This is a genomic window from Streptomyces sp. NBC_01276 (genome assembly GCF_041435355.1).
Classification (GTDB): domain Bacteria; phylum Actinomycetota; class Actinomycetes; order Streptomycetales; family Streptomycetaceae; genus Streptomyces.
In genome coordinates this window covers 512,272-533,091 of record NZ_CP108442.1, presented here as the reverse complement: position 1 = coordinate 533,091, position 20,820 = coordinate 512,272, and the positions used below count along the sequence as shown (strand labels likewise).

The window sequence follows — 20,820 nt, the reverse complement described above, 5'->3', positions numbered from 1 at the left end:
CGGCTGCCGGGCAGCCCCGGCCACGCCGCGTTCGGTACGCGCGGTGCGGGCGCGGCGGCGGCCGGGCGTGAGGCCCCGGCCCGGTGGGCTCGGACGGGGGCGGGGGCGGGGGGCGAGGCGAGCGCCCGCCCGGCCGTGGCCGACCCGTTCCGACCGGACCCGTTCGACCGGACCCGGTCCGGGCCGGGGCCGGGGCTTGGGCCGGGGCTTGGGGTCACTCCTCGGGGAGGGCCAGGCGGCGCAGGAGGGGCAGGGCCTCGTCGAGGGGGACCGCGCGGAAGAATTCCGCATCGGCGGCCTCGACGGCGGCGATCGCCCGGGGTGCCAGCTCGGCGCCCGCCTCGGTGACCCGGAGCCGCTTGGCCCGGGTGTCGGCCGGGTCGACCTCCCGCTCGATGAGCCCCTTCTGCTCCAGGGCCCGCAGCACCTGGGAGGTCATTTTGACGTCCGTGCCGGCTTGGCGCGCCAGGGCCAGCTGGTTGGGGTGTTCGCCCTGGCCGTTGAGCCACCAGGCGCAGGCGAGCAGCACGAACTGCACGTGGGTGAGGCCGATCGGCGCCAGTGCCGCGGCGATGTCGCGCTGCCAGCGCAGCGTGGCGTGCCACAGCAGGAAGCCGGGGCTGTCGGCGGGCCGCAGCGCCATCAGAGCACCGCCGCCTCGTTCGCCTCGTCCGTCTCGGAAGTCCCGGCCGCCTCGGCCAGTCGGGTCAGCGCGGCCATGGTGTCCGGCCAGTCGGCGGTGATGCCGGGTCCGATCTCGGGGCCGGCCTCGTCCGCGCCCGTTCCGGTGATCTCCATCCGGTAGGTCACGCGGATCCGGCCCTGCCCGGCCGGGTCGACGCGGTGCAGGGTGCGCAGCAGCAGGCCCCCGAACCGGGCCTCGTCGACGAAGAGTTCGTCTTCCACGGCCTCCGCGATGAGCAGCGGGATCGGGTCCTCGCCGGGCGGGGTCATGGTGATGCGGGTGCCCACCGCGAACGGCCCGTCGATCTCGATCTTCTCGATCTCGGAGTTCCAGTCCGCCCAGCGCTCGACGTCGGCCCAGAGGTGCCAGACGGAGGAGGCGGTGGCGGTGGTCTCGACGCTGTGCTCGTAGGTCCACATGGTGCGGTCTCCCTCGACGGCTAATGTTCTGTCCACAGACTATCTACGCGTGGACTATCTGTCCACGGGTGACCCCGGAGCCCCTCCCGCCCGGACAGGCGGAGGGGCCCGCGGCGCACACTGCGCCGCGGGCCCCTCCTGGCGCTGCGATGTTCCCTGTCTAGCCGCCGTACGGGCGGGTGATGATCTCCATACCGTGCCCGTCCGGGTCCGGGAAGTAGACCCCGCGCCCGCCGTCGTTGTGGTTGATCTCGCCCGGGTGCTTGCCGTGCGGGTCGGCGAAGTACGGGATGCCCGCCGCCTGGATCTTCTCGAACGCCGCGTCGAACTCCGCCTCCGAGACGAGGAACGCGTAGTGCTGCACGGTGATGGACTCCGCCTGGATGGTGGCGAAGTCCAGGGTGACCCCGTTCGCGGTGGACACCGGGACGAAGGGGCCCCACTCGGGGCCGACTTCGAGGCCGAGGATGTGCGCCAGGAATTCGGCGGACTCCCGGTTGTCGCGGGAGTGGATGATCGTGTGGTTCAGCTGGACCGACATGGGTGAATGCCTCCGCAAGGCACGTCACGGCACCTCCATGCCTCACCCGGCCGGTGACCGACACGCGATGCCGTGCTCGTGATCCTAATCAGCCCGTCCGGGCGGAGTCCACCGATATCGCCACATGCGGGCCGCGGGCCTCACGGTCCGCCGTACACCTCCTTGACGTTGTCCCGCGCGGGGCGGCTCCGCCCGGCCGGGCCCGCGGCGAAGACCCGCAGCAGGTTCTCCGTCACCCGCGTGGTCAGCGCGCCGGCGCGCGCGTCCAGGCCGTGGTTGGCACCGCCGCGGCCGTCGCCCGACGCGTCGAGCGCCTCGACCCAGCGCATCGTGCCCGTCGCGAACACCCCCGCCCCGCCGGGCACGGTGTAGTAGGCCGAGTCCTGGTGGCTGGGCCGCCCCTCGCACACCACCGGGGAGTGGGCCAGGATCTCGATCGGGCGGGGCGTCGGGAAACCGGTGTTGACCTTGTCGTACTCCACGCCGACCAGGTGCGCGAAGCTGTCGCCGGCCTTGGCTCCCGTTCCCTCGAACAGCCAGTGGCCCGGGTTCGTCACCACGTACGGGGCGTCCACCGGGTACCCGTCGTAGATCACGCCGAGCAGGGAGCTCTCGGGGTCCGCCGCGGGCGGCGAGCGGAAGTCGACCGTGGCCGGGTGGCCCCGCTTGAAGCCGGGATCCTGGTCGTAGGAGGACTTGTAGCAGACCACCGTACGGTCCGGGCCCAGGTCCGAGGCCTCCAGCCGGATCCGGCGGAAGCAGCAGTTCGCACCCAGGACCGCGATGTTGGTGCCCGCGTCGCGGGCCGCGGTGAAGTGCGCGCGCTGCTCCGGCGACCAGTACTCGTCGTGACCGAGCGAGAGCACCGCCGACGCCCCTTCCAGCAGCCGCTTCTCCCGCGCCACATCGGTCGTCGTCGCGTACGCGAGGGGTATCCCGAGCCGCTCCGCCAGCGCGACCAGGGGTGCTTCGTAGACGAGGAACAGTCCCGCGCCGTCGTCGTACTCGTACGGCCGGTCGAAGGTCACGGTGAGCGAACGCGAGGCGTAGCCTCCACTCGGACCGTCGTAGCTGCCGTACCCGCCCCACCGGTTGTACGCCTGCCAGGTCGCCACCGCGTTGACGATCACCGTCCGGCCGGCCGTCGCCGCCGAGCGGACGGTGACCGGCACGAACCGCTGGCCCTCGCCTCCCTGCGCGTCGAGCCTCAGCAGGTAGCAGCCCTCGGGCCAGCCCTTGGTGTCAACCGAGGCGGTACGCGGCCACCGGGTGCGGACCATACGGGTCCCGGGCTCCACCGTGTGCTCCGGCTGGCGGACCCCGGGCAGCGCCTCCGAACGCCACACCAGGCGGGCCCGGGCCCCGCCGTACCAGCCCATCCGGTAGGCGGAGACGGTGAACCGGGGCGCGGTGGTCGACACGTGCAGCCCGAAGGACTCGCCGGGCAGGACCGACACCCGGTCCGCGAAGCCCTCGATGGCGCGGGCCGGACCGGCCTTGGTCACGTGCCAGTCGGCGTTGCCGGGCCGGGCGTTCTCGGCGTGCACGTCGAACCCCGCCCCCGGCGCGGGCGCCGACGCGGAGCCGTCCGGCTTCGGCCCCCGGTCCGCCCCTGCCCCCTTCGGCGCGTCACCGTCACCGGTCCCGCAGCCCGCCACCGCGCCGATCCCGGCGACCGTGGCCGCCCCCGTCGCCATGGCGAGAAAACGCCGCCGGCCGGCACCCTCGGCGCCGCCGGCTATGTGCTCCTGATCCATGCGGGCACGTTATGTCACGCCCGCCGCCTGCCCGGCACCGCGTCGGACAAGCGTCCTGCGGGCGGAGCGAGAAGTCGGAACAGGCTCCGGACGAGGATCGATCCGGGTTCAGCCCGTGACGTGGAACTCGTTCCCGCCGGCGTCGAGGAACTCACCCGGTTCCCGGTCGCGGTGGGTGACCTCCAGCCGCAGTCGGTTCCGCCCCGCCTTCGGCGCCGCAGGCGGCCCCATCACCAGGGAGACCGCGCTGGTGGGTCTGCGGCGAAGCCGGACGCCCCAGTCGTGGGACTCGACCGCGTGCCAGTCGGCCCGGGACTGCCAGAAGGCCGGCTGCGCGCGGCGGTCCTCCTCGGCGATGTCGAGGCAGACCGCGACGAGCCCGGAGTCGGCGAGCACGCCGGGATGGCCGGGACGCAGCACGCAGAACTCGTTGCCCTCCGGATCGGCCAGCACGTCCCAGGGGACGTCCCCCTGGCCGATGTCGGCCCGCCTCGCACCGAGCGTGAGCAGGCGCGCCACCTCGGCTTCCCAGTCCGGGCCCCCGGCCAGGTCGAGGTGGAGCCGGTTCTTGCCCGTCTTCGGCGTTGCCGTCGGCACGAACCGCAGGCGCAGACCGTCCGTCCTGCCCCGCGTCGCCTCCTGCCAGAAGCGGTCCATGCGCGCGACATCCAGTGCGTCGATCACGATCCCGGTCAGCATTCCGTTCCCCCAAGCCGTCGAATCCGTCGCCTGCTCATTGTCCCCCCGCCTGTGCGGGCCCGCCGTTGCTCCGGAGGAGCCGGCCGTTGATCGCTCCGCCCTCTGCCGAGCAGAGGAGCGTGACCCGGTTCGCGCAGTCCTGTGGCATGCCGAGGAGTCCCAGGGGAGTGATCCGGATCAGGTCCGCCTCCTGCTCCTCCGACATCCACCGAAGGCCCCACCCGATCAACCCACCCGGTCAACCCGCCCTGTCACCCCAGTCGTACCACCACCTCCTCGCTCGCCCCGGCGGCCGTGGTGAGGTTCCCGAACCGGAGCCGCAACTGCGGCCCCGGCACGAACGACAGCAGGCTCGGCGGCCTCGACACCACCGCGACGACGGGCCGGCCCCACACCACGTCCAACGCCTCCACCGCCCGGGCCGGGTCGGCGACGCACACCGTCGCCGTGCCGTCCTCCCTCTCCCGCACCGTGACCGAGCACGGAGCACTCGCCTCCAGCGGACCCGCCACCCCGGCCCGCCAGAAGTTGACGCCGGTGAAGCCGAGGGAACCCACCGCCACCCCCTGTGCCGCCTCGTCGTTGGCGAGGACGCTCATCCACCCCGACGCGGCGGCCCGTGCCCCGGTCCGGTCCGCCCCGGCCCCCGGGAGCAGCTGGTAGGCGTAGCCGGCGCCCGCCGGGTCCGTGCCGTGGTCGTACCAGAGGGTGAGGTAGCGCCGGGTCAGCGCGGTGGTGGAACCGCCCCGGTTCACCTCGCTCCAGCGGCCGGTACGCGCCTCCCGCAGGGCCCTGAAGGTTCCCGGGCCGTGCAGAACGTACCCGCCGAAGCCCGCCAGATGCGCCCACCCCGGGGCGGGGTACACCCCCGACCAGCCCTGCCCCGACGGCTGAACGGTCCCGTTCACCGTCAGGGCGTGGCCGCCTGCCGCCCCCAGGTTGCGGTTGTCGACGACCGTCTCGACCACGACCCCGTCCGAGGCGCGGATCCCCGACCCCAGACAGACCACCGTGTCGCCCAGGAAGAACCACGACTTCCGGGCCTCCAGCGTGCTGCCGAGGCCGCGCAGGTGCTGGCCCACCGACGCGAACTCCCCGTCGGTGCTCCCGCCCACCCACGCCGCGTCGGGCTTCGGTGCGCCCCAGTCGCCGCCCGCACCGTCGGCCAGGGCCTTGCGCGCCACCGTGGTGCCGGGCAGCCGGTAGGGGTCGACGGTGGGCCAGAAGGCGTCCGAGTACTGGCCGTTGCCGTACGAGGACCCCCACCAGGCGAGCATTCCGCTGCCGGTGTGCCAGCCCCGCAGGTTCTCACCGTTTCCCGTCTCGTAGTGGGCGATGCGCCGCGAGGCCAGGGAGAGCGAGGCCGCCCAGCCGGGCCGCCGGTGCGTGGCCCGGTCCATCGAGGAGAACAGCCGGTGCCCGACGGGCTCGGGCAGCGCCGTCACCGAGGCGTCGGCTTCGAGCCCGGCCAGCGCCGCGAGCGAGGCCAGCCCCAGGCTGCGGTCAGCCGCCGGGGGACTGTAGTGGGCCCGCGCCGCCCACCCCTTCACCAGTCCTCGCCAGCGGGCGCGTTCGGCCGGACTCGCGCCTTCGGCGAGCTGCAGGATCGCGGCCAGCAGCACGTGCCCCCGGGTGTGGTCGTCCTGCTGTACCGGCTGCACCTGCCGTGCGTCCAGGGCGGCGATCCCCCTGCTGACCGCCCGCCCGGACACGCAGTCCATGGCCAGCCCATTGAACAGGAAGGGTGCCCAGGCCCGCTCCACCGCGTCGAAGACGATCCGAGCCCCCGGATCCGTGACCTCCCAGGGGGTGCCCTTCAACAGCGCGAACAGCAGCCCCAGACCGCCCAGGAGCACCGCCCCGTAGGTCCCCGCGTACGGCACCCAGGTGTGCTGGACGAACGACCCGTCGCGGTAGAGCCCGTCCCCGCCGATGACGTACGGGAAGACCGGCGCGAGCGCCTCCCCGGCCAGGGCGATCTTCGCCGGATCCGCGCCCACCACCCCGCGCACGGCAAGCACCCGGCACAGGTCGACCCGGTTGGCCCCCGTGCTCGTCCCGCCGTAGACGGCCACGGCGGAGTCCGGCACGAAGTGGTCCACCGCCGCGCAGAACGCGGCGCGCCGGTCCGGGGTCAACTCCCCGTACAGCAGCACGCACATGTCCAGCAGCGCCTGCGGCGCCCCGATCTGCCAGCAGAACCAATTGCCGTACCGCACCTGGCCCGCGTGGTACACCTGCGCGTGCATCCGGTCGAGGCCGCCGAGCAGAGCCGACAGCAACGCCGCGTCCCCGGTGAGGCCGGTGCCCGGCCGGACATAGGCCTCCGCCATCGTCCGCAACCGGTAGTAGCTCTGCATCATCTTCTCGGGATCCGTGGCGAACCCCAGATCGGGCCAGAGCGAACCGGGTGCCGGGGCCATCGCGGCCGCCCACCCCCGGGCCGTCTCCCCGAGCTCGGCCAGCCGTGAACGGAACGGCTCGGCGTTCGCCGAGAATCCGTCGCCCAGCACCAGGTGCCGCCAGGCCGCACGCAGGGCGGCCCAGTCCACCGTCGCTGGTGTGGCCCCCGCCCGTACGGCGGGCGCGCCCAGCAGCGCGCCTCCGCCCGCCGCGGAGAGGAAGGCGCGCCGACTCCACACGTCCGTCATCGCATGCTCCTTTTCCGATCCCCACCGGCCCCCTCGGCCCGGTGCCCGTCTTCGTTCGCCGTGACCCGCCGTCATTCGACGTGCTCGCGGTAGCGGTCGATCACCTCCCGCAGCACTTCGGCGCCGTCGCGGGCCCACAGCCCCGGATGGAAGATCTCCACCTCGACCGGCCCCCGGTAGCCGGCGGCGTCCGCCGCCTCCCGGAACCCCCGCAGGTCGACGCAGCCGTCGCCCAGTTGCCCCCGACCGAGCAGCACCCCCTCGGGGAGCGGGGTCACCCAGTCGGCCACCTGCACGGACACGATCCGCCCGGCCTCACCGGCCCGCCGCAGGTCCGCCTCCAGCCGCTCGTCCCACCACACGTGATAGGAGTCGGCCACCACACCCACCTGGTGCGCCGGATACCGTTCGGCGATGTCGAGGGCCTGGCCCAGGGTGGAGACCACGCAACGGTCGGCCGCGAACATCGGATGCAGCGGCTCGATCCCCAGCCGCACCCCGTGCCCGGAGGCCCAGGGCGCCAGCTCGTCCAGGACGCCGGCGATCCTGCGCCGTGCCTCCGCCAGATCGCGCTCGCCCTCCGCCAGCCCGCCCGAGACGAGCACCAGGGTGTCCGCCCCCAGCTCGGCCGCCTCCTCGACCGCACGCCTGTTGTCAGCGAGCGCGACGGCCCGGCCGGTAAGGTCGGAGGCGGTGAAGAACCCGCCGCGGCACAGGGAGCTGACGCGCAGTCCGGAGCCGGCGACCAGTTTCGCCGTCTCCCGCACCCCGAAACGGCGTACGGGGTCCCGCCACAGCCCCACGGCACCCACCCCGGCCTCGGCACACCCGGCCACCAGCTCCGGCAGCGACCACTGCCGGACCGTCTCCTGGTTGAGGCTCAGCCGGTCCGGCGCACCGACCCGGTTCACGAGCCCGCTCCGTGCGCCGCGAGGAGCCCGCGCATCCTGTCGGCGGCCAGCTCCGGATCGGGGAACAGGCCCAGCAGGTCGGCCCGTTCGTACGCGGTCGCCAGGTGCGGGAGAGAACGGGCCGACTGGTGCCCGCCCAGGAGCGTGAAGTGCTCCTGGTACCCCGCGAGCCAGGCCAGCAGGACGATCCCCGTTTTGTAATGGCGGGTCGGCGGGGCGAAAAGGTGCCGGGCCAGGGCCACCGTCGGATCCAGCAGTGCCCGGAATCCGGCAGGGTCCCCCAGATCGAGGGCCTGGGCCGCGCGGGCGGCGATCGGGGCGATCGGGTCGAAGATCCCCAGCAGGGCGTCGCTGGCGAACTCCCCGTCCCCGGCGATCAGCTGCGGATAGTGGTGGTCGTCACCGGTGTAGCAGCGCACACCCGCCGGGAGCCGCCGTCTGAGGTCGCCCTCCCGCTCCGCGTCCAGCAGCGAGATCTTGACCCCTTCCACCCTCCCCGGGCACTCGGAAACGATCTTCAGTACGACGTCCGTCGCCTCGTCGAGGTCGTCGTGGCCCCAGTAGCCCTCCAGCCCGGGGTCGAACATCGGTCCCAGCCAGTGCAGGACGACCGGACGGGTGCTCTGCCGCAGGAGGCCGCCGTAGACCTCCAGATAGTCCTCCGGGGAGCGAGCTGCGGCGGCCAGGGCGCGGGAGGCCATCAGGACGGCCCCCGCACCACAGGACTCCACGTAGGCGAGCTGCTCCTCGTACGCGGCGGTGATCGCCGCCAGGGGGTGCGGGCGCCCCGCGGGGAGCTGGTCGGTCCCCGCGCCGCAGACGATGCGGCCGCCCACGGTCCGGGCCTCGGCCGCCGAACGGCGGATCAGCTCCGCCGCGCCCGGCCAGTCCAGGCCCATGCCCCGCTGGGCGGTGTCCATCGCCTCGGCGACCCCGAGGCCCAGGGCCCACAGCCGGTGGCGGAAGGCGAGCGTGGCCTCCCAGTCGACCACCGGGCCACCCGCCTCCGGTGCCGGGGCTGTGGCCACGTGCGCGGCGGAGTAGAGGACACGGCTGCGGGCCGGTCCGCGGCTGAACGGCCCGAGCGGAGCCCGCGACGGCCGGTGCCGACGGAACCCGCCGTCCGCCGAGGGGAGCCGGATCCCGTTCACAGCACGACCTCCGGCACCGGCAGCCTGCGGCCCTCCGCGCTGGAGCGCAGCCCGAGGCGGGCCAGTTGTACCCCCCGCGCACCCGCCAGCAGGTCCCACCGCCAGGGTTCGTCCCGCACGACGTGACGCAGGAAGAGCTCCCACTGGGCCTTGAAGGCGTTGTCCGCCGGGCTGCTGTCCGGTACCTCCTGCCACTGCGCCCGGAACGGCTCGGTCTGTGCGAGATCCGGATTCCACACCGGTTTCGGGGTCGAGGCCCGGTGCTGGACCCGGCAGCCGCGCAGCCCCGCCACCGCCGACCCGTGCGTCCCGTCCACCTGGAACTCCACCAGCTCGTCGCGGTGGACCCGGACGGCCCAGGACGAGTTGATCTGGGCGACGGCCCCGCCCTCCAGCTCGAAGATGCCGTACGCGGCGTCGTCCGCCGTGGCCTCGTACGGTGTGCCGTCCTCGTCCCAGCGGCGGCCGATGTGGGTGCGGGTGAGGGCCTGCACCGTGCGGATCCGGCCGAACAGCTCGTGCAGCAGGTACTCCCAGTGCGGGAACATGTCGGCGACGATGCCTCCGCCGTCCTGCTCCCGGTAGTTCCACGAGGGCCGTTGCGCCGGCTGCCGGTCGCCTTCGAAGACCCAGTAGCCGAACTCGCCGCGCACGGACAGGACCTCGCCGAAGAACCCGCCCTCGATCAGCCGCCTCAGCTTCAGCAGGCCCGGCAGGAACAGCTTGTCCTGCACCACGCCGTGCTTGACCCCCGCGGCCGCGGCGAGCCCGGCCAGCTCCAGTGCGGACTCGAAGGTCAGGGCCGTGGGTTTCTCGCAGTACACGTGCTTCCCGGCGGCGATGGCCTGACGGACCGCCGCCTCCCGTGCGGCGGTCACCTGGGCGTCGAAGTAGACCTCCACCTCCGGGTCGGCCAGTACGGCCGTCAGATCGGTGGAGACGTGCTCCAGGCCGTGCCGCTCGGCGATGGCCCGGAGGGCCGGCTCCCGGCGCCCCACCAGGACGGGCTCCGGCCACAGCACCGTCCCGTCCCCGAGGTCCAGCCCGCCCTGTTCCCGCAGGGCCAGCAGGGAGCGGACCAGATGCTGGCGGTACCCCATCCGCCCGGTCACGCCGTTCATCGCGATCCTGATCGTCCTGCGTTCCATGGTGTCCGCGTCCCTCCGTGCCGGTCGTTCCTTCTCGATAGAAAGCGCTTTCTGTCCCATCAGGCTAGAGCCGCTCACCTCCGTGACACAACACACGTTCGAGTGATGGAAAGCGCTTGCCCGATCGAGCAGAATGGAGATCCACACACCGGACGAGACGATGACCCGGACGAACGGCCGGGCCGAGGAGGAGGGGTTCGAGATGGCGGTGACTCTTGCCGAGGTCGCGGCGCGAGCGGGGGTGTCGTCCGCCACGGTCTCCCGCGTGCTCAACGGCGGATACCCGGTGGCCGGTGGCACCCGCACCCGTGTGGAGCAGGCCGTGGAGGAACTGGGCTACATCGCCAACGCCCCCGCCCGCGCGCTGGCCGTGGCCACCTCCGATCTGGTCGGCGTGCTCGTCCACGACGTGGCCGACAGCTTCTTCGGCATCCTCGCGGGCTCCCTGCAGAGCGCGCTCGATCCCGCCGGGCCCGGGGAGGCGCGAAGACTGGCCGTGGTCTGCAACACGGCGGGCGACCCGGACGCCGAGTCCGCCTACCTCGGGTTGCTGGAGGGCCAGCGGGCCGGCGGAGTCGTGCTCACGGGCGGGGCCGCCGAGGATCCGGACCACACCGCCGCGCTCGCCGCCCGCGTCTCCCGGATGGCGGCCGGAGGGACGCGCGTGGTCCTGTGCGGGCGCCCGCCGTTGCCGCTGCCCCCGGCACCGACCGTCGCCACCATCACGTTCGACGACCGCGGAGGTGCCTTCCGACTCGCCGAACACCTGATGACGCTCGGCCACCGGCACATCGCCTACCTGGCGGGCCCGCCGGGACTGAGCACCACCCGGGAGCGGCTCGCCGGCCACCGGGCCGCCCTGGGGCGGCACGATCAGGCCCGGTCCGACGCCTGCGCCGCGCTCACCGTGCACGCCGGCTTCGAGCGCTCCGCGGGCTATGACGCCACCCGCGAACTGTTGCGCCGGGGAAGACCCTTCACCGCCGTGGCCGCCGCCAACGACACCGTCGCCACCGGAGCCGCCGCCGCCCTGCGCGAAGCGGGCCTGCGGATCCCCGAGGACGTGTCCGTCGCGGGCTTCGACGACCTGCCGTTCGCCACGGACACGGCTCCCGCCCTCACCACCGTCCGGGTGCCGCTGCGCGAGGCGGGCCTGCTGGCGGCGCAGCTGGTGACCGGACGCCGGGCCCTCCCGCCGGGGGGCATCACCACCCTGCCCACCGAACTCATCGTGCGGGGTTCCACCGCCCCGCCGCCGGCCGGACGGAGGAGACCGTGAGGTTCGCCTTCTCCACACTGGGCGTGCCCGGGACCTCCCTCGCCCGGAGCGCCCGGCTGGCAGCCGAGCACGGCTACGACGGCCTCGAACTGCGGGCCCACTCCGAGGAACCGCTGCATGCCGGGAGTCCTCACGCGGACCGGGCGGCCGGGCTGCGGGCCGTCACCCGGGCCGGGGTGAGCGTCCTCGCGGTGGCCGGATACGCCAGGGTGGCGGCGGCCGGGGAGGACGGGCCGGTCCTCGCCGAGCTGCGGGACCTGGTCCGGCTCGCGGCCGATCTCGAAGCCCCGTACGTCCGGGTCTTCCCCGGTGGGGGTGATCTGCCCGAGACCGAAGCCGATGCCCACGCCGTCCGGCGGCTGTGCGCGGCGGCCCCCTTCGCGGCCCGGCACGGAGTGCGGATCCTGCTGGAGACCCACGATTCGCACCGCACCGCGGCCGCCGCCGCCCGGGTGCTCGACGCCGTCGCACACCCCGGCGCGGGCGCGTTGTGGGACGTGCTCCACACCTGGCTGGGCGGTGAGGCTCCGGCCGAGTCGAGCCGGTTGCTGGGCGCCCACCTCGGCTACCTCCAGGTGAAGGACGTGGCGTCCGCGCGGGAGCTCACCCCGCTCGGGCTCGGCGCCGGAGTGCTGCCGCTGGCCGAGGCGGTGGCCCGGGCGCCGGCGGGGGGATGGCTGTGCTGGGAGTACGAGAAGCGCTGGTACCCCGAGGCCGCGGAACTGGCCCGAGGGCTCGCGGGAGGACGGGAGCACCTGGTGCGACTGGTGGCCGCGGCCGGTCAGGCGGAGTGGGCCAGACGGCCCGGGTCCACCGGGTAGCGGAAGCCGAGGCCGCGTGCGTACCGCTCCAGCTCCTCGACGGCGCTCGTCGCCAGCCGGTCCAGCTCACCGCCGAGTGATCCGGCGACGTGCGGGGTGAGCAGTACGTTCGGGAGGTTGAAGAGCGGCGAGGTGGCCGGCAGCACCTCGGGTTCGGTGTGGTCGAGCACGGCGTGCAGCCTCCCGGCGACCAGTTCCTCGGTCAGGGCCGCAGTGTCGACGAGCGCGCCCCGCGCCGTGTTGACGAGGGTCGCGCCGTCCGGCATCAGGGCCAGCCGGGAGGCGTCGAGCAGATGGCGGGTCTGCGGGAGCGCCGGGGCGTGCAGGCTCACCACGTCACTGCGACGCAGCAGTTCGTCCAGCGGGCAGAGCTCCCCGCCGAGAGCGGCGACCTCGGCGGCGTCGGCGTACGGATCGTGCACGAGGACCCGCAGGTCGAAGGGGCGCAGCAGTTCCAGCACCCGCCGTCCGATCAGGGAGGCGCCCACGAGCCCCACGGTGCGCCGGTAGTTGCCGGCCTCCGGGTAGCGGCGCAGCAGGTCCACCGGCCCGCGCAGGGAGCGGTAGGCGTGCGCGGACTCCAGCACCCGTTTGTTGGCGAACAGGATCGCGGCGAGCGTGTACTCGGCGACCGGTACCGCGTTGGCGGCGGCCGCGCTGGAGACCAGCAGTCCCCGTTCCCAGCAGGCGGCGGTCACGTGGTGCTTGACGCTCCCGGCGGAGTGGACGACGGCTCGCAGCCGCGGCATCCGGCGCAGCGCCTCCTCGTCGAGCGGCGGGCAGCCCCAGCCGGTGAACAGCACCTCGGCGCGGGCCAGCCGGCCGGGGAGCGACGGGTCGTCGTCCCGGGTGAAGTCGCTGACCAGCAGCTCGGGGTCGACATCGGCGACGCGCAGCAGCTCCGGCAGGACCCGGCGGGTCAGCACGGCCTCACGGGTGGCGGGGCTCATGGCGAGCACGGTGGTGGGCCGGGAGGAGAGGTCGGGACGGGTCACTTGACGGCTCCTGCGGTGAGACCCGGGCGCCGGAAGCGCCGGTGGCGGGGGAAGGTCGGCGCGAGGGGGACATGAACAGGCCGGAGGCCGGGACTCACGGATGGAGCCGCTCGTCGTGGATGCCGTTCCGGATGGCCGTGCGGGTGAACAGGGAGATCGTCACAAAGCCCGGCAGCGGCTCGGGGAACGACACGTGCGTGGGGACACGGAGTTCACCCGCACCGTCCTGTGGGCCGTCCATCGTCGCCCGGTCGGGTGCGGCGCACCCCTCGCCCGCGAGGGCGGGGCGGGGGTGTCGAAGCTGCGCGACATGGAGCGGCTCCTGCGGGCGACCGCGTGCGGCGACGGGTGGGAGAACGCAGCCATCTTTTGCGCGGGCCGCCGCACCGTCAAGAGCGAACGCACGGGTCGACCAGCACGATCACTTCGCAGTGATCACGCCCGGACGTTCAGGCGGGGGAGCAGGTTCCAGGTGCCGGTGCGGGCCCTCGTCCCCGGCCGGCCGGTCCAGCAGCAGGTCCGCCGCCCGCGCGCACCTCGTACTCCGCAGGCGCCCCGCGGACAGCGGTACGCCGGCCGGCCCGGCCACCTCGTCGTCACCCCACCCGTCGTCACCGCGGCGCACAGCCGGTCCAGGGTCCGCGCGAGCCGGTGTGCCACCGACAGCCGGCCCGGCCCGGAACCCGGCCCGGTCCTGGCGCCCGACGCAGCGTCCATGGCACCCCCGCGCCCGGCGGCGCTCCCCTCGGCGCCCACCGGCGGTAACGCCGTCGCCGGCTCCGGTCCGAACGCGGCCAGGGCCGCCTCGTACCCGGCCCGCAGCCGCGCCGCTGTCGGCGTCTCCCGGTCGGCCGGGGCGATGCGCCGGTGGCCCCGCTCCACCCGATGCCCGTACCGCCCCGGCCGCGCCGTGCGCGTCGTCCGACCCCACCCGACGCCGCCGCCGGATGCCCGGGTGGCGCCGACCGCTCCACCAGTACGACCGGAACCGGCAACTCCGCCGTTCAGGCGTCCTCGCCGGGGGCCGGCACACCGGCGTTCCAGTTCGGGGTGGGCGGCAACCGGTCGCCCCTGGCCGACGGCAGCCGGTCCGCCCGTGTCCGGTTCTCGCCCGGCAGGTGGCGCGTCAGCCCCACGGCCGGCCGCGCGCCCCGCGCCTCGACCGCTTTCCGCGCCCCGCAGGACGTCCGCGAAGCAGTACCCGGTGGTCGGTACGACCATCCCGACCACCGGCCCCACACCCGTGCGGGAGCTCGCGGCCCCGTCCGTGCCGGGTCCCCGCCGCCCCACCGGCTGATCACCCCGCGCGTCCGGTGGATCTCGCCCCGGGCCGCCATGGCCTCGGCATCGCGCCGCAGGGGCACGGGGGATACCCCCGGTTCCCCGGCCGGCTCCGTCACCCGCACGCTGCCCGGGCCCGCACGATCGCGAGCACCCGCGCCTGCCACCGGTCGGTTGACATGTGCCCTCACGGCGTCCCCTGAGGTCGGGTCGGCCGGGCGGCGCCCGCGTACGACGCCCATGGTCGGCCAGGGCCGTTCACGCGTCGGCTACCCGTGGGAGGCCCCGGCCCGGCGCCCTGGAGCGCCCCGCCCGTCCGGGCCCCGCCCGTTCTCCCGTCACACGGTGTTCACGCCCGCCGGGCTCGAACACCGGGGCCGGCACGGCCTCTTGTGCCTAGACTGCGAACCGATTGATTGATCATGTATCGGACGAGCGTGGAGGCAGAACCCGCATGCGTTATCTCCCCCTGGGCAGTTCCGGACTGAAGGTCTCCGCCGTCGGCCTCGGCTGCAACAACTTCGGTGGCCGTCTCGACGCCCAGGCCACCCGCTCCGTCGTCGACGCCGCCCTCGACGCGGGCATCACCCTCCTCGACACCGCCGACATCTACGGTGGCGCCGGCGGCTCCGAGACCCACCTCGGGCAGGCCCTCAAGGGCCGCCGGGACCAGGTGGTCCTGGCCACCAAGTTCGGCTACGACGGCGTCGACATGGGCTACGGGCCCGCCGCCGGATCCCGGGGCGGCCGCGCCTACATCCGGCGCGCCGTCGAGGAGTCCCTGCGCCGCCTGGACACCGACCACATCGACCTCTACCAGCTGCACAGCCCCGACCCGGCCACCCCCATCGCGGAAACCCTCGCCGCGCTCACCGAGCTCGTCACCGAGGGGAAGATCCGTTACATCGGGCACTCCAACCTCAGCGGGTGGCAGCTCGCGGAGGCCGCCCACGTGGCCCGCGAGACCGGCGCGGTCCCCTTCGTGTCGGCGCAGAACGAGTGGTCCCTGCTCCAGCGCTCCGCCGAGCGGGAACTGGTCCCGGCCGCCGTGCACTACGGCCTCGGCGTCCTGCCCTACTTCCCGCTGGCCAACGGCCTGCTCACCGGCAAGATCCGCCGGGGTGCCCCCGTCCCGGCCGGCTCCCGCCTGGAAGGGCGCGACTCCTACGTCACCGAGGAGCGCCTCGACACCGTCGAGGCCCTGGTGGCGATCGCGGAGAAGTACGGGCGCACCGTTCTGGAGCTCGCCATCGGCTGGCTCTCCGCCCGGCCCGGCTGCGCCTCCGTCATCGCCGGGGCCACCTCCGCCGAGCAGGTACGCGCCAACGCGGCGGTGGCCGACCGTCCGCTGGAAGACGGGCTGCTGGCCGAGATCGACGCCGTCGCGGGCCTCCCGGCCTGACGGCCACTCCGTGCGCCGGCCCCGGATCACCCGGGTGCCCGGCGCGCGCTGCGGGCCCCCGCCCGCCCCCTCCTGCACAGTGCCGGACAGAACGGGACCGCGACGACGACGGCGGCAGCGGCCCGGGACCGGAGGGAACGGAGCCAAGGTGGACAGGGCCAGGCGGGACTCGGCTGCGACGGACTCGGCTGCGAAGGACCGCGCTGCGAAGGACCGCGCTGCGACGCACACCGCCGAGGCGGACCGCGCTGCGCCGGACCGCGCCGAGGCGGAACGGGCCGGGACGGCCGGGGCCGGCGTGTACAGGGCCGAGGCCGCCAGGGCCAAGGCGACGGACATGGGACGGCGGACGGCCCTGGCGGCCCTCGGCGCGGCGGGGATGGCGGCGGCGACGGCGGCCACGGGCTTCGCCCCCGCCTCCGCCGCGAGCGCGGCGGCTCCCGCGCCGGACGCGGCACCCCGGGCCCGCCGTCGGACGGGGCCGCGCCCGCCAGCGGCGTGGTTCGGAGCCGAACTCCGCCGGATCCCCACCACCCGCAAGGTCGTGGCGCTCACCTTCAACGCCGCCTGGGACGAGGCCGGCATCGACGTCGTCCTGGCCGAGCTGCGTCGGCGTAGGCTGCCCGCCACCTTCTTCCCCACCGGCGCGTTCGCGCGGGCCCACCCCGCCGCCGTGCGGGCCATGGCCGCCGCGCACGGCCTCGGCAACCACTCGTACAGCCACCCGTACTTCGACGACCTCGACACCTCGGAGCGGCAGGAGGAGGTCCGCCGCGCCGACGCGGCGATCCGGGAGGCCTCAGGCGCCGAGCCGCTGCCGTTCTTCCGGTTCCCCTACAGCGAATCCACGGACGAGTCCGTAGCGGACGTCAACGACCTCGGCTTCGCGGTGATCGAGTTCACCACCGACACCAACGGGTACCTGGGCCCCGAGGGAGGGATGACCGTGGACCGGGTGGTCCGGCGTGCCGTCGACGCCCTCGCCCCCGGCGCCGTCCTGCAGATGCACGTCGGCAGCAGCAACGGCGACGGGGTCGTCCTCGACGCCCGGGCCCTGCCCCGGATCATCGACGCGGCGCAGGAGGCCGGCTACGGGATCACCGACCTCCGCGGCTTCCTCACCGACGCGGGCGGCGCGCCGGACTGACCCGGCGGCCCCTACCGACCCGGCGGCCCCTCACGACACGATGTCCTTGCGCGAGAACCCGCGGAACGCGAGGGCGAACAGCACCACCGCGTACGACACCGACACCACGGTCCCCTTGATCATCCCGCCCCATTCCAGCTGCGGCTGCAGGGCGTCGGCCCACGCGAACTGCCAGTGCGCGGGCAGGAACTCGCGCCACGACCCCAGGGCCGTCACCGCGTCGAGCACGTTCCCGACGATCGTCAGCCCCACGGCCCCGCCGACCGCGCCCAGCGGCGCGTCCGTCCGGGTCGACAGCCAGAACGCCAGCCCCGCCGTCACCAGCTGCGACACGAAGACGAAGGCGACGGCCAGCGCGAGGCGCGGCAGGGTGTCCGCGGCGGCCAGTGCCCCGCCCGTCGGCAGCTTCAGCGGCCCCCACCCGTACGCCGCCGTCCCCGCGGCCAGCGCCACCACCGGCAGCAGCACGATCGCGGCGAGGCTGAACGCCAGCGCCACCACCAGCTTGCTCCACAGCAGCCGAGCCCGCGGTACCGGCGAGGCCAGCAGGTAGCGCAGCGAGGACCAGCCGGCCTCCGAGGCCACCGTGTCCCCGCAGAACAGCGCCACCGGCACCACCAGCAGGAAGCCGGCCGACACGAACAGGCAGGTCGCCGCGAAGTTCGCGCCCGACGCCGTCGCGGTGTCGATCAGGCTGATCCGGCCGTTCCCGCCACCTGGACCGTCGTTCGGCCCGCCGCCCACCGCGAACGCGATGATCATGACGAAGGGCAGCGCGGCCAGCACCCCGCCCATCACCAGCGTCCGCCGCCTGCGCCACTGCCGCAGCGCCTCCACGCGCAACGGCAGTGTCCGCCCCGGCTCGTAGCCGGGCGCGGTCTCCTGGACGGCACTCATGCCGTACCTCCGATCAGGGTGAGGAAGGCGTCCTCCAGCCGGCGGTGGGGTCCCACCGCCGAGACCGGCACGTCCAGCCGTACGAGTTCGGCGATCAGGGCCGCGGGGGTCGCGCCGTCGAGCCGTACGAGGATCCCGCCGTCCCCGGCCACCGCCGAGGCCACGCCCTCCAGGGCCGCGACCTTCCCGACGACGGCCTCCTCCACCGCTCCCTCCACCGCGACGAGCAGGGTGTCCCCGCCGCCGGTGATCTCGGCGACCTCGCCCGCCCGCACCAGCCGGCCGCGGTCCATGACCACCAGGTGCGTGCAGGACTGCTCCACCTCGGACAACAGGTGGCTGGAGACGATGACCGTCCGGCCGCCCGCGGCGTAGCGGATCATCACGTCGCGCATCTCGCGGATCTGCGGCGGGTCCAGACCGTTGGTCGGCTCGTCGAGGATCAGCAGGTCCGGCATGCCCAGCATGGCCTGCGCGATGGCGAGCCGCTGCCGCATGCCCTGCGAGTAGGTGCGCACGGCTCGCTCCAGGGCGTCGCCCAGCCCGGCGATCTCCAGGGCCTCCGCCATGTGCGCGTCGCCCGCCGGCCGGCCGGTGGCCTGCCAGTACAGCTCCAGATTGGCCCGGCCCGTCAGGTGCGGCAGGAAACCGGCACCCTCCACGAACGCGCCGACGCGCGAGAGCACGGGCGCGCCGGGCCGGATCGGCTGCCCGAACACCCGGATCTCCCCGGCGTCCGGCGTGATCAGCCCCATCAGCATGCGCAGGGTGGTGGTCTTGCCGGCCCCGTTCGGTCCGAGCAGACCGAGCACCTGGCCCTTCTCCACCCGGAAGGAAAGGTCCCGCACCGCGTAGCGGTCCTGGGCCTTCGCGTACCGCTTCGTCAGCCCGGTGATGTCCAGTGGTACGTCGGCCAGCGCGGGTTCGGGCTGCGCTGCGCCCGCCCGCACCGCCGCGCGGCCCCCGCCGGTGCGCCGGATCCCGAGCAGCCCCGCGGCCACCGCCAGCGCGCCGAGCGGCAGCCACCAGGTCCAGGAGGGCAGGCCGGCCGCCGCCGTGCGGACCCCGTCGGCGACGGGCACGGCCAGCGGCCCCTGCGCCGAGACCGAGTACACGGCCGGAGCGGCGGGGGAGGCGTACCCGAGGTCGGTGGCGGCGATCACCACCCGCAGCCGGTGCCCCGCCTGGACGGAGTGGTCGATCGCCGGGAAACGCAGCGACACCTTCCGGCCCTGCCCGGCGTCCTCCACCCGTACGGGGGCGACCAGCTGACCGGGCAGCACCTGCTGACGGCCGTCGGGCCCGACGTCGTACACCTTGGCGAACAGGACCGCGGATCCGTCCGCGGCCGTCGACCTCACGTTCAGGGTGAGGGTCGGGGTGCCGGTGACCCGCAGTTCCTCCGTCAGCGGCTCCGAATCGAACCGGGCGTTCTGCCCCGGGAAGTCCAGCGACAGCCCGGCGCCGAGGGCGGCGAACTGCCCGCCGATGCCGGGCAGCGAGGAGAGCGCGGGCGGGGCGCCGCCCGCCGGATTCGCGAAGGTCTGCTCCCGCCCGGACAGCGCGAAGGGGCGCGGGGCCGAGGTCAGGCCGGGGTAGCGGTCGGAGCTCGCGCCCCGCAGTTTGACCTGCCCGTCGGTGGAGTCGACGCCGCCGGAGCGCGAGACCCGGAAGGCCGGGCCGGTGTCCGCGGTCGGGTCGCCCTTCAGGTGGCGGTCGAACCAGGCCGTCACCCGGGCCTCGACGCGGCCCGACTCGCGCATGCCGCCGTCGTGTCCGCCGGCCGCCCAGTCCACCGAGACGGGGGCGCCGTTCGCCGCGATGGTCCGGGCCATGGAGTCGGCCTGGTCCAGCGGGAAGAGGGAGTCGTCCTGGCCCTGCACGATCAGGGTGGGCACCTTGATCCGGTCGCCCACCGCCGAGGGGCTGCGCCGCTCCAGCAGCTCGCGCGCCTCGGCATCCGGCTTCCCGGCCACCGCGACGCGCTCGTACATGGCGCACAGCTGCGGCTCGAACCGGCCGCAGCCGGGCGCCGCCGCAGCGGGCGGACCGGCGTTCGCGGCCGCCGGCTGGAGGCCGCCCGCGGCACCGGTGGTGAAGAAGATCCCGGCCCACAGCTTCTTGAAGACGCCCTGCGGGAACAGGGCGTCCGCGAGGTTCCAGTACGTGATCTGCGGGGCGATGGCGTCCACCCGCCGGTCGTGGCCGGCGGCCAGCAGGGCGATGGCCCCGCCGTACGAGGCCCCGGCCACGCCCACGCGCGGGTCGCCGTCGGCGTCCAGGCGCACCTCGGGCCTGCGGGCCAGCCAGTCGATCAGTGCGGAGACGTCCTTCACCTCGTGCTCGGGATCGTTCAGCCCGATCTTGCCGCCGGAGCGGCCGAAGCCGCGCGCCGACCAGGTCATGACGGCGTACCCGTTGCGGGCCAGCCGCTCCGCCTGGGCCCGTACGTCGTCCTTGCTGCCGCCGAAACCGTGCCCGAGGAGTACCGCGGGGCGTCGCTCCCCGCCCTCCCCGGCCGTGAAGTAGGAGGTGTCGATCCCGGCGCCCGGCGGTTCCAGGCCCGGCACGTTCAGCATCTGGTCCTGGCGGTGCACGGCCGGCGCGTCCCCGGAGGCGGCGGCCGCCGTCCAGGTACCGGCGCCGGCCAGGACCGCGAGGGCGGCGGCGCCGGCGAGCAGGCGGTCGCGGCGCCGACGGGGCAGTCGTGGCTTCATACGGGAACACTAAAGCCAGAGATCGCCGTGCGCGGGCTCCCTCAGGGGGAGCCCCGCCCCTTCTCCAGGACTACACGGCCGGGCCCGGCCTACCGCGTCCGCGGTACGCGCCCCCGGTTCCGTGCGCGCGCCGCTGCCCCCGGCCGCACGGAGCCAGGACACCCGGCGACGCGGAACCGCCGCCCCGGCGACGCGGAACCGCCGCCCCGGCGACGCGGAACCGCCGCCCCGGCGACGCGGAGCCGTGGCACCCGCCCGCGCCGACCGCGGGCCCCGCCGCCGCGCGCGGGCCGCCCGCGCCTCCGACCTGCGTACCGGC

The 20,820-nt window shown here is 74.6% G+C and carries 17 protein-coding genes; 4 read left to right on the top strand and 13 right to left on the bottom strand.

Annotation, left to right across the window (positions count from 1 at the left end; translation table 11 throughout):
• Positions 1-214: 214 nt before the first annotated feature.
• The 9 genes from OG295_RS02155 to OG295_RS02115 all read right to left on the bottom strand — a co-directional run bounded on the left by OG295_RS02155 (position 215) and on the right by OG295_RS02115 (position 9,962).
• On the bottom strand, positions 215-643 hold the full coding sequence (locus OG295_RS02155) for a MarR family winged helix-turn-helix transcriptional regulator (RefSeq protein ID WP_371675239.1): 429 nt from the start codon (positions 641-643) through the stop codon (positions 215-217).
• Complete coding sequence (locus OG295_RS02150; RefSeq protein ID WP_371675238.1) at positions 643-1,104, bottom strand: SRPBCC family protein; 462 nt, start codon at positions 1,102-1,104, stop codon at positions 643-645. Before OG295_RS02150 ends, OG295_RS02155 begins: the two co-directional genes overlap by 1 nt.
• Before the next feature lie 160 nt (positions 1,105-1,264).
• Positions 1,265-1,645 (bottom strand): VOC family protein, encoded by a 381-nt coding sequence (locus OG295_RS02145; protein WP_371675237.1) that lies wholly within the window; start codon positions 1,643-1,645, stop codon positions 1,265-1,267.
• Between the two features lie 140 nt (positions 1,646-1,785).
• On the bottom strand, positions 1,786-3,402 hold the full coding sequence (locus OG295_RS02140; RefSeq protein WP_371675236.1) for a N,N-dimethylformamidase beta subunit family domain-containing protein: 1,617 nt from the start codon (positions 3,400-3,402) through the stop codon (positions 1,786-1,788).
• A 108-nt stretch (positions 3,403-3,510) separates the two neighbouring features.
• Positions 3,511-4,086 (bottom strand): VOC family protein, encoded by a 576-nt coding sequence (locus tag OG295_RS02135; protein ID WP_371675235.1) that lies wholly within the window; start codon positions 4,084-4,086, stop codon positions 3,511-3,513.
• Between the two features lie 266 nt (positions 4,087-4,352).
• Positions 4,353-6,752 (bottom strand): polysaccharide lyase 8 family protein, encoded by a 2,400-nt coding sequence (locus OG295_RS02130; protein ID WP_371675234.1) that lies wholly within the window; start codon positions 6,750-6,752, stop codon positions 4,353-4,355.
• Between the two features lie 71 nt (positions 6,753-6,823).
• On the bottom strand, positions 6,824-7,663 hold the full coding sequence (locus OG295_RS02125) for a sugar phosphate isomerase/epimerase family protein (protein ID WP_371675233.1): 840 nt from the start codon (positions 7,661-7,663) through the stop codon (positions 6,824-6,826).
• Complete coding sequence (locus tag OG295_RS02120) at positions 7,660-8,814, bottom strand: dihydrodipicolinate synthase family protein (RefSeq protein WP_371675232.1); 1,155 nt, start codon at positions 8,812-8,814, stop codon at positions 7,660-7,662. The genes OG295_RS02125 and OG295_RS02120 overlap by 4 nt, the downstream gene beginning before the upstream one ends.
• A complete protein-coding gene (locus OG295_RS02115) occupies positions 8,811-9,962 on the bottom strand; it encodes a Gfo/Idh/MocA family protein (protein WP_371675231.1) in 1,152 nt (383 codons plus the stop codon). The genes OG295_RS02120 and OG295_RS02115 overlap by 4 nt, the downstream gene beginning before the upstream one ends.
• A 202-nt stretch (positions 9,963-10,164) precedes the next feature.
• On the opposite strand from OG295_RS02115, the gene OG295_RS02110 reads away from it, so the two are divergent.
• Both OG295_RS02110 and OG295_RS02105 read left to right on the top strand, forming a co-directional pair.
• Complete coding sequence (locus OG295_RS02110; RefSeq protein WP_371681079.1) at positions 10,165-11,241, top strand: LacI family DNA-binding transcriptional regulator; 1,077 nt, start codon at positions 10,165-10,167, stop codon at positions 11,239-11,241.
• Positions 11,238-12,062 carry a sugar phosphate isomerase/epimerase family protein gene (locus OG295_RS02105; RefSeq protein ID WP_371675230.1) on the top strand — a complete coding sequence of 275 codons (825 nt, stop codon included), beginning with the start codon at positions 11,238-11,240 and terminating at the stop codon, positions 12,060-12,062. The genes OG295_RS02110 and OG295_RS02105 overlap by 4 nt, the downstream gene beginning before the upstream one ends.
• Here the strand turns inward: OG295_RS02105 and OG295_RS02100 are convergent.
• Both OG295_RS02100 and OG295_RS02095 read right to left on the bottom strand, forming a co-directional pair.
• On the bottom strand, positions 12,023-13,012 hold the full coding sequence (locus tag OG295_RS02100; RefSeq protein ID WP_371681078.1) for a hydroxyacid dehydrogenase: 990 nt from the start codon (positions 13,010-13,012) through the stop codon (positions 12,023-12,025). The two genes, OG295_RS02105 and OG295_RS02100, sit on opposite strands and share 40 nt — an antisense overlap.
• Positions 13,013-13,492: 480 nt before the next feature.
• The gene (locus OG295_RS02095) at positions 13,493-13,939 is read right to left on the bottom strand and encodes a hypothetical protein (protein WP_371675229.1); all 447 of its coding nucleotides are present in this window, start codon (positions 13,937-13,939) and stop codon (positions 13,493-13,495) included.
• A gap of 853 nt (positions 13,940-14,792) precedes the next feature.
• On the opposite strand from OG295_RS02095, the gene OG295_RS02090 reads away from it, so the two are divergent.
• Entirely contained in the window at positions 14,793-15,740 is a 948-nt protein-coding gene (locus tag OG295_RS02090) for an aldo/keto reductase (RefSeq protein WP_371675228.1), read from the top strand.
• 148 nt (positions 15,741-15,888) lie between these two features.
• The gene (locus OG295_RS02085) at positions 15,889-16,887 is read left to right on the top strand and encodes a polysaccharide deacetylase family protein (protein ID WP_371675227.1); all 999 of its coding nucleotides are present in this window, start codon (positions 15,889-15,891) and stop codon (positions 16,885-16,887) included.
• Positions 16,888-16,917: 30 nt separating this feature from the next.
• Here OG295_RS02085 and OG295_RS02080 read toward each other — a convergent pair whose 3' ends face one another.
• Together OG295_RS02080 and OG295_RS02075 are read right to left on the bottom strand one after the other, a co-directional pair.
• Positions 16,918-17,784 (bottom strand): ABC transporter permease, encoded by an 867-nt coding sequence (locus OG295_RS02080; protein ID WP_371675226.1) that lies wholly within the window; start codon positions 17,782-17,784, stop codon positions 16,918-16,920.
• Positions 17,781-20,501 (bottom strand): alpha/beta fold hydrolase, encoded by a 2,721-nt coding sequence (locus tag OG295_RS02075; protein ID WP_371675225.1) that lies wholly within the window; start codon positions 20,499-20,501, stop codon positions 17,781-17,783. The genes OG295_RS02080 and OG295_RS02075 overlap by 4 nt, the downstream gene beginning before the upstream one ends.
• Positions 20,502-20,820 lie beyond the last annotated feature (319 nt).

What these genes read in the sequence shown, in the direction of transcription:
- OG295_RS02155 (WP_371675239.1), bottom strand. Translation starts at nt 643, where the DNA reads ATGGCGCTGCGGCCCGCCGACAGCCCCGGCTTCCTGCTGTGGCACGCC.
- OG295_RS02150 (WP_371675238.1), bottom strand. Translation starts at nt 1,104, where the DNA reads ATGTGGACCTACGAGCACAGCGTCGAGACCACCGCCACCGCCTCCTCC.
- OG295_RS02145 (WP_371675237.1), bottom strand. Translation starts at nt 1,645, where the DNA reads ATGTCGGTCCAGCTGAACCACACGATCATCCACTCCCGCGACAACCGG.
- OG295_RS02140 (WP_371675236.1), bottom strand. Translation starts at nt 3,402, where the DNA reads ATGGATCAGGAGCACATAGCCGGCGGCGCCGAGGGTGCCGGCCGGCGG.
- OG295_RS02130 (WP_371675234.1), bottom strand. Translation starts at nt 6,752, where the DNA reads ATGACGGACGTGTGGAGTCGGCGCGCCTTCCTCTCCGCGGCGGGCGGA.
- OG295_RS02115 (WP_371675231.1), bottom strand. Translation starts at nt 9,962, where the DNA reads ATGGAACGCAGGACGATCAGGATCGCGATGAACGGCGTGACCGGGCGG.
- OG295_RS02110 (WP_371681079.1), top strand. Translation starts at nt 10,165, where the DNA reads ATGGCGGTGACTCTTGCCGAGGTCGCGGCGCGAGCGGGGGTGTCGTCC.
- OG295_RS02100 (WP_371681078.1), bottom strand. Translation starts at nt 13,012, where the DNA reads ATGAGCCCCGCCACCCGTGAGGCCGTGCTGACCCGCCGGGTCCTGCCG.
- OG295_RS02090 (WP_371675228.1), top strand. Translation starts at nt 14,793, where the DNA reads ATGCGTTATCTCCCCCTGGGCAGTTCCGGACTGAAGGTCTCCGCCGTC.
- OG295_RS02080 (WP_371675226.1), bottom strand. Translation starts at nt 17,784, where the DNA reads ATGAGTGCCGTCCAGGAGACCGCGCCCGGCTACGAGCCGGGGCGGACA.
- OG295_RS02075 (WP_371675225.1), bottom strand. Translation starts at nt 20,501, where the DNA reads ATGAAGCCACGACTGCCCCGTCGGCGCCGCGACCGCCTGCTCGCCGGC.